Source organism: Bacteroidota bacterium, assembly GCA_016722375.1.
Taxonomy (GTDB): domain Bacteria; phylum Bacteroidota; class Bacteroidia; order Chitinophagales; family LD1; genus Bog-950.
Genome location: JADKJG010000006.1, coordinates 1 through 12,542 on the forward strand (window position 1 = coordinate 1; position 12,542 = coordinate 12,542).

The 12,542-nt window shown below is 40.0% G+C and carries 12 protein-coding genes; 9 read left to right on the forward strand and 3 right to left on the reverse strand.

Going from position 1 to position 12,542, the window contains the following annotated elements:
- Window positions 1–31: 31 nt before the first annotated feature.
- From IPP77_09180 to IPP77_09190, 3 genes are all read right to left on the reverse strand, one after another.
- Window positions 32–223 (reverse strand): hypothetical protein, encoded by a 192-nt coding sequence (locus tag IPP77_09180; GenBank protein ID MBL0309825.1) that lies wholly within the window; start codon window positions 221–223, stop codon window positions 32–34.
- Between the two features lie 96 nt (window positions 224–319).
- A complete protein-coding gene (gene recA, locus IPP77_09185; GenBank protein ID MBL0309826.1) occupies window positions 320–1,360 on the reverse strand; it encodes a recombinase RecA in 1,041 nt (346 codons plus the stop codon).
- 195 nt (window positions 1,361–1,555) lie between these two features.
- A complete protein-coding gene (locus IPP77_09190; protein MBL0309827.1) occupies window positions 1,556–4,837 on the reverse strand; it encodes a M1 family peptidase in 3,282 nt (1,093 codons plus the stop codon).
- 43 nt (window positions 4,838–4,880) lie between these two features.
- Here IPP77_09190 and dprA point away from each other — a divergent pair, with 43 nt between their 5' ends.
- From dprA to IPP77_09235, 9 genes are all read left to right on the forward strand, one after another.
- Window positions 4,881–6,008 (forward strand): DNA-protecting protein DprA, encoded by a 1,128-nt coding sequence (gene dprA, locus IPP77_09195; GenBank protein ID MBL0309828.1) that lies wholly within the window; start codon window positions 4,881–4,883, stop codon window positions 6,006–6,008.
- A 416-nt stretch (window positions 6,009–6,424) separates the two neighbouring features.
- Complete coding sequence (locus tag IPP77_09200; protein MBL0309829.1) at window positions 6,425–6,793, forward strand: hypothetical protein; 369 nt, start codon at window positions 6,425–6,427, stop codon at window positions 6,791–6,793.
- 234 nt (window positions 6,794–7,027) lie between these two features.
- Window positions 7,028–7,330, forward strand: a complete 303-nt coding sequence (locus IPP77_09205; GenBank protein MBL0309830.1) for a hypothetical protein — start codon at window positions 7,028–7,030, stop codon at window positions 7,328–7,330.
- Window positions 7,233–7,805 (forward strand): dTDP-4-amino-4,6-dideoxyglucose formyltransferase, encoded by a 573-nt coding sequence (locus IPP77_09210; GenBank protein ID MBL0309831.1) that lies wholly within the window; start codon window positions 7,233–7,235, stop codon window positions 7,803–7,805. The genes IPP77_09205 and IPP77_09210 overlap by 98 nt, the downstream gene beginning before the upstream one ends.
- A complete protein-coding gene (locus tag IPP77_09215; protein ID MBL0309832.1) occupies window positions 7,805–8,650 on the forward strand; it encodes a glycosyltransferase in 846 nt (281 codons plus the stop codon). The genes IPP77_09210 and IPP77_09215 overlap by 1 nt, the downstream gene beginning before the upstream one ends.
- A gap of 1 nt (window position 8,651) precedes the next feature.
- Window positions 8,652–9,686 (forward strand): glycosyltransferase family 2 protein, encoded by a 1,035-nt coding sequence (locus IPP77_09220; GenBank protein MBL0309833.1) that lies wholly within the window; start codon window positions 8,652–8,654, stop codon window positions 9,684–9,686.
- 1 nt (window position 9,687) lies between these two features.
- Window positions 9,688–10,605 carry a glycosyltransferase family 2 protein gene (locus IPP77_09225; protein ID MBL0309834.1) on the forward strand — a complete coding sequence of 306 codons (918 nt, stop codon included), beginning with the start codon at window positions 9,688–9,690 and terminating at the stop codon, window positions 10,603–10,605.
- Window positions 10,602–11,618 (forward strand): glycosyltransferase family 2 protein, encoded by a 1,017-nt coding sequence (locus IPP77_09230; GenBank protein ID MBL0309835.1) that lies wholly within the window; start codon window positions 10,602–10,604, stop codon window positions 11,616–11,618. The genes IPP77_09225 and IPP77_09230 overlap by 4 nt, the downstream gene beginning before the upstream one ends.
- The gene (locus tag IPP77_09235) at window positions 11,615–12,541 is read left to right on the forward strand and encodes a glycosyltransferase (protein MBL0309836.1); all 927 of its coding nucleotides are present in this window, start codon (window positions 11,615–11,617) and stop codon (window positions 12,539–12,541) included. The genes IPP77_09230 and IPP77_09235 overlap by 4 nt, the downstream gene beginning before the upstream one ends.
- Window position 12,542: the final 1 nt, after the last annotated feature.

Here is a 12,542-nt window from a genome sequence, read left to right on the forward strand (position 1 = left end):
ACATTAGACCTCTTCGGAAAATCAGGTTTGTTTAATTTCCTCCCTCTACACTCCCTCCAGAGGGAGACAAATGGATGACTTTCCGAAGAGGGCTATTATATTCATTATCCTGAATAGCGCCGTTGGTGGTATAGGTTATCTCATCCACTACACTATGCGAAAAAGTTCTGTTGTGTTTTTCTCCTAATGGGTGAAGATTTGATAGCTTTCTAAAAGTTATCAAATCTAAAAGTCAACAAGCTGCTTACAGCATGGCAAAATGAAAAGCCCGCAAATATCTTCCGATGTGTTGCGGGCTTTAATTTAAGTGCTTCTTGTCTTATTCTTTAGCTGCTTCGGGTTTTGCGGATTCCTCCGTTCCGGCACCTTCAGCAAACTTTGCTTTTACTTTCTTCTCTATTTCGGCCATCATTTCGGGGTTGTCTTCTATCAACTGCTTCACCGCATCTCTTCCTTGACCTAGTTTAGATCCTTCGTAGCTGAACCAAGAGCCGCTTTTTTGAATGACTCCTAATTCTACCCCGATGTCAATAATTTCGCCTGACTTAGAAACACCCTGTCCATACATAATGTCAAACTCACACATTCTGAAAGGTGGTGCTAGTTTATTCTTAACTACTTTTACCCGAGTACGGTTACCGGTCAGAATATCGCCGTCTTTGATTTGACCGATTCGACGAATGTCTAAACGAATAGAAGCATAAAACTTCAGCGCATTACCACCGGTAGTGGTTTCGGGATTGCCGAACATTACTCCAATTTTTTCGCGCAACTGATTGATGAAGATGCAGCAGCAGCCGGATTTAGAAATACTGCCGGTAAGTTTACGCATAGCCTGACTCATCAATCTGGCATGCAAACCCATTTTAGAATCGCCCATTTCTCCTTCTAACTCACTGCGTGGAACTAAGGCAGCTACAGAATCAATGACGATGATATCTATGGCACCGGAACGAATCAAGTGTTCGGTAATGTCCAAAGCCTGTTCGCCGTCATCGGGTTGGGAGATAAGAAGTTCATCTACATTGACTCCCAATTTCTCTGCATATCCTTTATCAAAAGCGTGCTCGGCATCTATAAAAGCAGCGATGCCACCTTGCTTTTGACAATTGGCAATAGCCTGAATAGCCAAGGTAGTCTTGCCGGAAGATTCCGGTCCGTAAATTTCTACCACTCTACCTTTAGGTAGGCCACCAATGCCCAAGGCAATATCCAAACCTAAGGAACCGGTAGAAATTGTATCTACCTGCATGACTTTAGAATCGCCTAATTTCATGATGGTGCCTTTACCATAAGTCTTATCTAACTTGTCAACGGTTAGTTGAAGCGCCTTTAGTTTTTCTTTTCTGTCGTCTGCCATAATTGTATTTTTAGATTGGTTTTTAATGATGATGGAGATGCGAAAGTAACTTATTTGTCACAACACACTAAGATAATTAGTAGCTTTAATTACTATTTGAGTAAGCCGATAGGAGGCTTGATTGAATTGATGCAAGGGAATCGTCCAAGCTATCCGTAAATACTTCCGTCAGTAGTTATGTCAGTTCATTCCATTCTAAAATGTTCGACTGATAGCCACTACCCAACGGAAATCGAAATTTTTATCGCTGACAAATGGAGTATGGCTGACATAGAATGGCACATCGAATCGAAAAGTTAGCGGCTTTATACCTTGTAACGGTCCAAATTTCTTGATGGTAAATGCAGCGCCCACACCGGCATCTACACGTACAGAAGACCACTGTTGGCGATTATTCGAATTGATGTAAGCAATACTTCCTGCATCGCCGAAAAGATATGTGTTCAACATGAAATGTTCCCGCAGCCATTTGCTCTTCACCGGAACGATCCGGTTAAAATCTATTTCGGCATTGATGGATGCTCCTGAATTTCCTTTATAAGGATTCTGCACTACACCGTTCACATCCACTTCTCCAATCCGGTATCCGGAATAGCCTCTCATGTTCAATCCTCCGGCAAAATGCAGATGGTTGATATTATCTCCGTAAGAATCTGCCCAACTTTGAGGAACAAAGCCCACGGCACGGTAATATTTGCTATCCATCATTTCTTCCGGGTTGCCCCCTGCAAAGTAGAGAGCAGATTCGCTGACCATATTGGTTCCCGGCGCTATGCGACCGAATATTCTCGTGCGGAAATCAAACTTCCAAACAGCAGCCGTCAAAACATTGGTAACTTCCAAATAATGGTAACCGGTGCCGGGGGTCAATACTCCCGACCGCAAATGAGCAGTGATATATCCGTTTATCTTACGCTTGTTATAAGAATATGTTCCGGTAAGGTTGACTGAAAGATTCACTTTCTTCCCTTCGGTCCAGAAGCTGTTCCATTCAGGCGGATTGAGCGAATCACCTGAATAGAGCAGATAGTTTCTACCAGATTGACGAGGTCTGGTAAATGCTTTCACGTTCAGGTCAGCGGAGAAGCCAGCAGGAAATTGTTTGCTCAAGCCTATCTTGTTCAACTGCAAACCATCCAAGCACTGACTTTGCAGATAGAAAGTCCCTCGTGGAATTACCTGGTCAATGGCATTAGAATAGGTGAACCGGTAGCTAAACCAATCCGCCTTTTTATTCATGGTTTTATCAAGGTTGTAAACTCCCCTGCCTTGTGCGAGGTGTGTATTCATCCAAGCGGTGAACGAAAAATTATGTTTCACATTGAAATAATTTCCATGCAGATTGAACCCTACTTTGAATCCATCATAAGCGTTCCACCAAATATCTGGACGCATATAAATACGGTACTTCTTCCAACCGGTAGCAGGATAGATGCGCGAATCAAAACGAAATTCTACTTTACCTTTCTTGCGGTTGTCTAGCATGTTGATGTCGGCTAATCTATTGCTGGGATCTATTATCACGTTTTTGATTCCTCCGGGAATAGTTACAACAGCATCATAGGTTGGATAAAGCAAATCCCATCCTTGCCATTTGGGCAGAACAGTTGAACGGTCGGCGGTTACTGATTTTTCAAACCAGGTATTGGGTATATGATAATTGTATTCCGTACCGTCCTTTGAAATCACTTGAAGATCAATTGGCATTTGCATTTTGCCTTTTCGCTTCAACCGGATATGGTATTGGTCTTTTTCTTTTCCTTTATGGACACAGCCAATTTTATAATCAATGTTTTTGATGGTCTCCATCCACTGGTCGAAAAACCATTTTAGATCAGCATGTGTAAAGTGGGTAATAGAGTTGCGGAAATCTTCCGGATAGGGATGGGCGAATTTCCACTGAGCCACGTAATTTTTTATGGCAGCACTGAACAAGGAGTCGCCCAGAACATATTGGAGATTATAGAGCATAGTGGCTGTCTTAAAATACACATGACGGTAACCTCCTCCATGACCTAATGCACCACCAAAGCCGTCGCTATGCGTGTTGAGTGGGGAATCGTCATAGCGGATAGCGTCTGACAAATAGCCCACATAACAATTGCGGTCGCGCGGATTGTTTGGCTCTGAAAACTTACGGACATAACAGTTTTTAATCCGGTCGTGAACCAAGGTGTCGCCGTCTATTGCTTCCAACCCCCATGCGGTAAGAAATTGTGTGAAACCTTCATCCATAAAGGCTCTATAGGTTTCATTATTTCCAAGCATGCCGTAGAACCAATTATGACCCACCTCATGCACCAGCAATCCTCTATAGTCCGGGTCTTTGCCACCGTCCAGCGTTAGCATGGGGTATTCCATTCCGTCTGAAGCATCGGCCACTACGATCTTTGGATATTCAAAGACCCCAAAATCTCGGCTGAAAACATGAATGATCTGAGCCAGATATTCGGCAGCATTTTGCCATTTAGATGCGTGCGGTTCCTGCACAATCGCTACACAGCGCACCCCACCTCCATTCATTCTTCCCGGATAAATAATCGTGTCGTGAATCCGATAAGTAGGGTCGGCAGTAAAAGCAAAATCATGAACGTTTTCTGCATGATATCTCCAGGTTTTTGTTGCTCCTTTTATGTGCGGCACGATGGTATCTGGTTTGGAATCCCATTTTTTATCCTTGAAATTGTAGATGTCTAATTTCTTTTTCAAGGAATCGGGTAGCACCTCACTTTCGTTTTGCAACACACCGGTTGCTTCTAAAATGTAATCATTCGGGAAAGTCAAGTCCACATCATAGGTTCCGAAATCACCATAAAATTCACGGCCTAAGTGCTGGTCGGTGTTCCAGCCGCTTTTAGAATCATAGACACAAATTTTAGGGAACCACTGGCAGCCATTGAAATGTTTGTACTGCCAGACTTGGTAACTCTTCATCCGTCGGCGTGTAGAACCATTTTCGTAATAGGTAGTGAATCGCATGTCAAGCGTTCTGCTGCTACCGGGCAGGATTGGTTTTTTCAGAAACACCTTCATCACTGTGTTATCCAATTCTGTGATTAGACTGTCGCCTCCATCTCTAATATTACTGACTTCGATTCCCAACTTCATCTTTTCATACTTTCCGTATCGCACTTTTTCACCGTTATTCTTTTGGAGATTATCCAGATAGGAACCCGGCTGAAAAGCGTTCTGATACATATTGAAGAACAGAAAGTACAGCGTGTCTGGCGAATTATTGGTATAGGTCAATTGCTGAGTACCTGTAATGATGTTTGTTGAATCATTGATGCTGGCCTTTATTCGGTAGTGAACATCCTGCTGCCAGTAGGCGCCGTGGGGTGTTCTGTTTTTCCAGTAATAAGGATTGCTGGCTGATTGAAAATTGTTTTCGGGCCCTTGGTCGTTATAGTGCTGCGCGTTTACAGTTAAAAAAAGTAGGGTAGCACAAAAAAACAGAGGAGTAAATTTTTTCATCATAAGATTTGACTTTTTTAGATTTGGCGGCTCAAAATAACACGATTTGAATAATCCCGCTTCTAATCAATTACTCTATCAGATTGCGCTGACCCTTCTGCCGAATGTGGGAAGTGTTTTGGCTAAAAACCTTTTGGCTTATTGTGGTAGCCCTGAAGAGGTGTTTCACTTTTCTAGTGCCAGACTGGAGAAGATACCAAATATAGGTAAAGACACAGCAAAAGCCATTTCCGATAAAGCGTCTTTGAAATACGCCTTAGATGAAGCGGAAAAGGAATTGAAATTCTGTGATGATTATAAGATTAAACCACTATTTTTTACGGATGATGAGTACCCGAAACGGCTAAAACATTGTGAAGATTCACCAATGGTGCTTTACTTTAAGGGAAACGCAAACTTAAATGAAGATAGAGTAGTTGGAGTAATTGGCACCAGAAATATTACAGACTACGGGAAGGATTTAACTAAGAAACTGATTCGCGACTTATCGTCTCAAAATATACTTGTTATCAGTGGCCTTGCCTATGGAGTAGACGTGGCGGCTCATAAAGCTTGCCTTGATTTAAACTTAAGAACTGTCGGGGTTCTTGGTCATGGACTTAAAAAAATATCTCCATCGGAGCACAAACAAGTGGCTATGAAAATGGTGTCAAACGGTGGATTACTTACCGAATTTTTATCTACGGATCCAGGCCTTGCTCATAATTTTCCTAAGAGAAATAGAATTGTTGCTGGTCTATGTGATGCCATTGTAGTAGTGGAATCAGCCATTAAAGGCGGTGGATTAATCACCGCCAACATTGCCAACTCATACAATCGTGATGTCTTTGCTTTTCCGGGAAAGGCAAGCGATAAAATGAGCACCGGTTGTAACTTTCTGATCAAAACCAACAAAGCGGCCTTGATTGAAAGCGGTGAAGATTTGCTGAAGGCTATGATGTGGAATGAGGATATAAACCAAAAGGCATCTAAAGAGCCTCGGCAACTTTCTTTAATCCTTTCTCCCGATGAACAGAAGTTATATGAATTGCTGAAAGTAGGTGACACTATAGAAATAGACCAACTACTCTCTGTTAGCGGAATGAGTTCCAGTCAGTTGGCAGGTATTCTTTTGGAAATGGAAATGAACGGCTTGGTGCTTTCCTTGCCGGGAAAGCGATATAAGTTGAATTGAGATTTTAGAATTGGATTATTTTCAATCTTACTCTGCCGTAATTATTTCTAGGGAAGGGAATGCGATTACTTACTCTTTACTGTAAGTGCTTGTATTTGCTTTTTTAGCAGGGCTATGGTTTTATTCTGTTCCTGCATAGCCGATATAAGTACAGGAATAAGTTCGGTATAATTTAAGCCCTTAAAATGTATCTCTTTAGCCGTTTGTTTCTGTGTTTTAGAATCTAATTCCGCGGGCTGTATATTATCCGAAACTATCTCTGGAAGCACTTCCTCCACGGCAGGGAAATCTGGTTTTTACTAAATGACTTAAGCCATGATAATTGACAAGGGGAAATAAGAATTAGAACACCATTGAACACAGCCTCCACCCAATTAGGGTCCCTTTATCATATACCAGATGCCACTAATAGATAAGTGGAAGGGACAGGAGGTACTTTGACTCTTTCAGATATGACTCTAAACATGCGGTTAAATAGCTATAACATATCATTTCTTCGTGATTTTTTATTAATTAGTTGTATTTCGGCAAATATCCAGACTGTTTTCGTCGCAGAAATAGGCAAAACCGCGCCGGAAATAGGGAAGTCTGCGATGAAAATATGGAAGTCTGTCATGAAATTAGGGAAGTCCGCCACGGAAATAGGTAAGTTTGCGGGAGAAATAGGACAACTCACGATGAAAATAGGGAAGTTGGCAAGAGAATTACCCAAATCCGCCGCAAAAACAGGTGAAATTATGGCTGAAGTGGAGAAGGTCATGAATTTGAATGACAGCATCTCTTGAGCAATTATTACCTTATAAGATAATAAAACTAAGAAGGCCCTTCGGGGTATTTCTTGTAGCCTTAATGTCTTTGTGCCATTTTTGACCCGATGAAAATACTGATGGTTTGTTTGAGAGATTTGGGAGGATGGAATGGAACCCAAGCGCATATATCATTCACCGTTAGTTTTATCTAAATGGAATATCAACAACAGAATAAGAAATTACCATTGATTAAAAGGACTATCCAATAGTTTGGGATACGGTGATATATTTGCCCTTATATTTTCTATGAATTTTCTTATCATTTCTGACAATCAAATTTTGCTTGAGCGGTTTGATGAATTACTGCTGACCAAAGATCTTTACGACTTATATCGGTGGGATTTTGCATGTAGCAAAAGCAATATAGCCTTACAGGAAGCAGGCATCATTCTGACGGAAGAATTGATGATGGTTGATGAAGAGCGAATGGAAAGAATTAGCCGAGACCTACGACCTCATTTTTTCTCTTCACTGCAAGCAGCTTTTTCCGGCGGAATTGGTTGGGTCGGTTAAGTGTATCAACGTTCATCCAGGACTCAATCCGTTTAACCGGGGTTGGTATCCGCAGGTGTTTTCTATATTGAACAAGAAAAAATCAGGCGCTACTATTCATGAGATTGATGAGCAATTAGACCACGGTCCCATCATAGCTCAGAAAGAAGTAGTGATTGAAAAGTGGGACACGTCACTAAGTGCCTATAATAAAATTCTGAATGCTGAGGTGGACCTACTGAATGAAAATCTGGAAAAAATTATTGAAGGAAATTATACTCCTTTCCGCCCCAAAGAAGAGGGGAATGTGAACTTGAAAAAGGACTTCAATGCTTTGCGCGAGATAGATCTGAATAAGCAAGTGAGTATGGAGGAGGCGATAGACTATTTGAGAGCCATGTCGCACGGAGAGTATAAGAACGCTTGGTTTCTCGATCCAACTTCCGGGAAAAAGGTTTACGTAAGTATAGATTTAGAAACACAGGAAGAAAGTTGATGGGTACACAGGTCAGTGTTTGTATCATCAGCTACAACCACGCAAAATATTTTAGAGAGACGATTGAAAGTGTATTGGTACAACGATGTAGTTTTGAATTTGAAATCATTGTTTGTGACGATCATTCTACAGATGGCACTGAAGAAATTATTAAGGAGTATGCCGCAAAATATCCGACACTGATTAAGGCCTATTATTCGGAGAATAATACTGGCATGCATCGAAATTGGGCAAGAGCATTGAAACTTTGTACTGGCAAATACATCGCCCTTCTGGAAAGCGATGATTACTGGAATGATTCGATGAAATTGCAGAAGCAATATGATATTTTAGAAAAGAATCCCGAAGTGGTGGCTTCGTTTACCGAAGCACATATCATTTACGAAAACAATGCGGACGGCTATCCTTGGTATGTTCAAGGCAAAAAAGAAATCTATACAAGAGAAGACATCATTATAAACAATCTCATGCCGACCTGTACGGTTCTGATGCGCAATAACATCTCGGACAATTTTTTCCCTCCGACTTATTATAAAAGCCCCTTTGCAGATTGGATGATTCACTTCCAAAGTTCATTGTTTGGCAATTTTCATTTTTTGAATGAACCTACCTCTACCTATCGAGTTCATAGCAAAGGAGTTTGGGGAGGTATTGATGAAGAAAAGCAATTGCTAAACCGATTGAAGGCGAATGATTGTATGTATAAAACAGCGACAGCGCCGGATATTCGAAAAAGCATCCGTGAGGCAAGAATTAGCTGGCTACAAAAGATTTGTCATCATTATAAATGCCGCTCGAAATATCTCCAATATGCTAAATTTAGGATTGAACTTTTATTAAACTAAAATGGGAAAGGGAATTTCTGTCATAGTATGTTGTTATAACAGCGCCAAACGCTTGCCTGAAACTTTGGGCCATTTAATAAGGCAAAAGATAAATGGTATTGACTGGGAGATTATAGTGGTGGATAATGCATCCACTGACTCAACAGCAGAAGTCGCTAAGAAAATATTATCCGATACCGCTCCATCTGTAAACTATAAAGTTATCGGCGAGCCAGAACCCGGGTTAATCAATGCAAGAAATAGAGGTTTTGCAAATTCAAGTTTTGAATTTGTTCTTTTTTGTGATGATGACAACTGGTTATCGGAAACATACCTGCAAACTGCTTTTAACCTGATGAGCAGCAATCTTAATATGGGGATATTGGGTGGTTGCGGCGAGGCAGTGTTTGAAGAATCGAAACCCGATTGGTTTGATGATTGTCAAATCAATTTTGCTGTAGGAGACCAAGCCCCCGAACAATTAAATATAGACTTACTTAAACTGGAACATGTTTATGGGGCTGGTTTTATGATTCGCCGCCGATTGTTTGATGAACTGGAAACTGGAAATTTCAAAAGCCTTTTATCCGGAAGAAAAGGTAATCAGCTTATTTCTGGTGAGGACAGCGAGCTATGTTGGGTAGCACAACAGTTAGGTTATGAAATCTGGTATTATAGGAAGTTGCATTTTAAACACCTGATGACAAAAGGAAGAATGAAGTGGAGCTATATTAAGAAACTATATTTTGGATTTGGAAGAGCGAATATTTATACGCAAGCATATTATCATTTCAATGCGAACAAGGGGCTGCCAAATTTTGATTTAAGGTTGCCGTTTTGGTTAGATACTTATGTTCACAAATTGAAAGTACTACTTCTGTTTTTGCCAAGGGTGCTGTTTCACTTTAGGGAGGTTGGGAACAAAAATGTATTGAAATTCTATGGCATGCGTGGAGAGCTATATGAATTGTGGAATCTTAAAGAAAAATACAATGAGGTGTTTCTTAATATCATGAAAATGAAGCAAAAGTTAGCCTCCATGAAAAGAACTGTATAGGATGAGCGACGTTTACTTTTCAATAATTACTCCCACTTACAACAGGGCTCATCTGATTGGAAGGACAATAGAATCGGTCATCCAACAATCGTTTACCGACTGGGAACTTATTATTATAGATGATGGGAGTACAGATAACACCAAAGAAGTGGTGTCTAAATATGTAGATACCCGATTGAAATATTTCTGGCAGGAAAATCTTGAGCGCAGCGCTGCACGGAATAATGGAATCGAAAAGGCAACAGGTGAGTTTATTTGTTTTTTAGATAGTGATGATATCTGGCGAAGTCATCACCTAGAAACGCTCAATCAGGCAATTGGTCAAAACCAGAATAAACCTGGGCTCTATTTCACAGGAATGTGCTGGAATTTTCCGGATAGAAAACAGGATGTAGTTTTTGAAAACCCTAAAGGGGAAAACCCCGTTGAATATGTAATAACTAATCAGATAGGAGTACCATGTACGTGCATCAATCGCGTGATATTTGATAAATACAAATTCAACACAACACTAAAAATAAATGAGGATGTAGAGTTGTTTGCAAGAATTGTATCAGAGTATCCTTTAATGCAAATTCCGATAGTTACTGTAGATGTATTAATTCATGGGGAGAATACGAAAGCTCAGGAGCAAGATTATATTACTCCACAAATAATTGCCACCAGATTAATCTTTAATAATGATTCTTTGAAAAATAGAATTTCAGTTTCGTTTAAGAGAAATCGATTATGCAATTTACGACATCAATTAATTAATCACTACTATAATACAGGGCTATACTATAAAATGAATTTAGAGATTATACGCTTTCTGATTTTATATCCACTTGATCCTCGAAACAAATCGAAACTGGTTTTGCTACTTTACCATTTGCCGGGAGGAAACATTTTGAAAAGCATTATTCGAAAACTAAAATGACGGAAGCACAAATTCCTGCGATTACGGTTTTGATGCCCGTATATAATGCCGCAGCTTTTGTAGGAGAAGCTATTGAAAGCATTTTGTGTCAAACATTTACCGATTTCGAGTTTTTGATTATCAACGATGGCTCCACAGATGATTCGGAAAAGATAATTTTTGGTTATCAAGATTCTCGTATCCGGTATATAAAAAATGAGAGTAATCTGCGCCTGATTGCTACACTGAATAAGGGTATCGAACTGGCTAGGGGGAAATATATTGCCAGAATGGATGCCGATGATATAAGTTTACTAGAGCGGCTACAAATTCAATTTGATTTCATGGAGCGGCATCCGGAAGTAGTGCTCTGCGGTTCATGGTACGAGGCTGTCGGATTGAAATCTCAACTGGTGAAATATGTAGGCGGCCATCAACAAATTATGTTGAAAATGCTTTATCAATGCCATCTCTGTCATCCAACTGTTGTATTTCGCAAGAAGGTAGTGGATAGTTTCCAGCAAAAATTTGATCGGTCTTACTTGCACGCAGAAGATTATGAGTTTTTTACACGGATTGGCGAAACACATCAATTGGATAATATCCAACAGGTACTATTAAAATACCGCCATCATGTAAGCAGCGTGTCGAGTAGTAATCGTCAAATTCAATTTGATAATAGTACGCGGATTAAAAAGCATTTGTTCAGCAGGCTTGGCATGCGTGTAAGCAATCGGCAATTGGAGGTTTTTAGAAAAATTGCAGAGCACAACTATGAAAAATCAATGGATTTTGTAGTGGAGTCTAGAGAGTTATTAGAAGATATGTTTCAAGGCAATGAGAGGAGTTGCTTTTTTGATTCTATATTTTTTAAGAGAGCCATGGCCAGTTATTGGTTCCATGTTTGCTACAATTCAACAAATATGGGCTTTCCGGTTATACAGGCTTATTCTAATTCAGTAATAAGGCAATATTTTAATCCAGGCTGGCTTTACAAATTTAAATTCTTTATCAAGGCGCTTTTCAAAATATGAGCGAGCTTCCTTTTTTTAGCATTATTATCCCGACCTACAATCGGGCAGACTTGATTGGCAAAGCCATTCAAAGTATTGTGACACAAACCTATTCAGACTGGGAATTGATTGTTATTGATGATGGCTCAAAAGATAATACCAAGGATGTTGTTGTTGGATTTAATGATCCTCGGATTAAATATGTATGGCAACAGAACCAGGAACGTTGTGAAGCTAGAAATAACGGTATTAAATTAGCTCAGGGAAAGTATATCTGCTTTTTGGACAGTGATGATTATTATTTGTCCGATCGCCTTCAGTTGTTGTTTGATGAATTATCAATCCGCAAGTTTCCCGTGGAGTTATTTTTCACACCACTGATTCATGAAAAAAATGGTCATTTCAGTCAAATTGAACCGAAAGAAATTTCAGCACAAACTGTTTTTGACGACATAGCACAGTCCGTCATTCACAGCCAGCAGGTGTGTGCGGCCAGAGTCATTTTCAAGGAGTTTCTGTTTGATATCCAATTCCACATTGGAGAGGACATGGAACTGTGGCTGCGCATTGCCCGAAAGTATAACATCACCCTACTAAAAGCCCAACACTCCATTGTGGTTGTAGATCATGAGAACCGTTCGGTTAACTATAAACTCAATAATAGTTATGCGGAACAATTGAAAACACTACGACATATCTTTTCTCCGGAACATTCAGGAAAGGTCGTTTCCAAAAGTATTCAAAACCAGTTAATTGGAAACTGCTATTTTGGAATTGCCCGATTTTATATCTATGACGGGCAACGGTTCCGTGCGTTATGGTGGATGTTTCGTTCTGTTTTTGCTGACTTACAATCTATTCAACAAAAATTCAGGATTAACATATTGTTAAAATTACTCTTTCTCTATCCGATTAAAACCGTTGAAACCCTAATTCATTATTGAA

Coding starts and splice junctions, on each gene's coding strand:
- recA (MBL0309826.1), bottom strand. CDS start 1,360: ATGGCAGACGACAGAAAAGAAAAACTAAAGGCGCTTCAACTAACCGTT.
- IPP77_09190 (MBL0309827.1), bottom strand. CDS start 4,837: ATGATGAAAAAATTTACTCCTCTGTTTTTTTGTGCTACCCTACTTTTT.
- IPP77_09210 (MBL0309831.1), top strand. CDS start 7,233: ATGAAGAGCGAATGGAAAGAATTAGCCGAGACCTACGACCTCATTTTT.
- IPP77_09215 (MBL0309832.1), top strand. CDS start 7,805: ATGGGTACACAGGTCAGTGTTTGTATCATCAGCTACAACCACGCAAAA.
- IPP77_09220 (MBL0309833.1), top strand. CDS start 8,652: ATGGGAAAGGGAATTTCTGTCATAGTATGTTGTTATAACAGCGCCAAA.
- IPP77_09225 (MBL0309834.1), top strand. CDS start 9,688: ATGAGCGACGTTTACTTTTCAATAATTACTCCCACTTACAACAGGGCT.
- IPP77_09230 (MBL0309835.1), top strand. CDS start 10,602: ATGACGGAAGCACAAATTCCTGCGATTACGGTTTTGATGCCCGTATAT.
- IPP77_09235 (MBL0309836.1), top strand. CDS start 11,615: ATGAGCGAGCTTCCTTTTTTTAGCATTATTATCCCGACCTACAATCGG.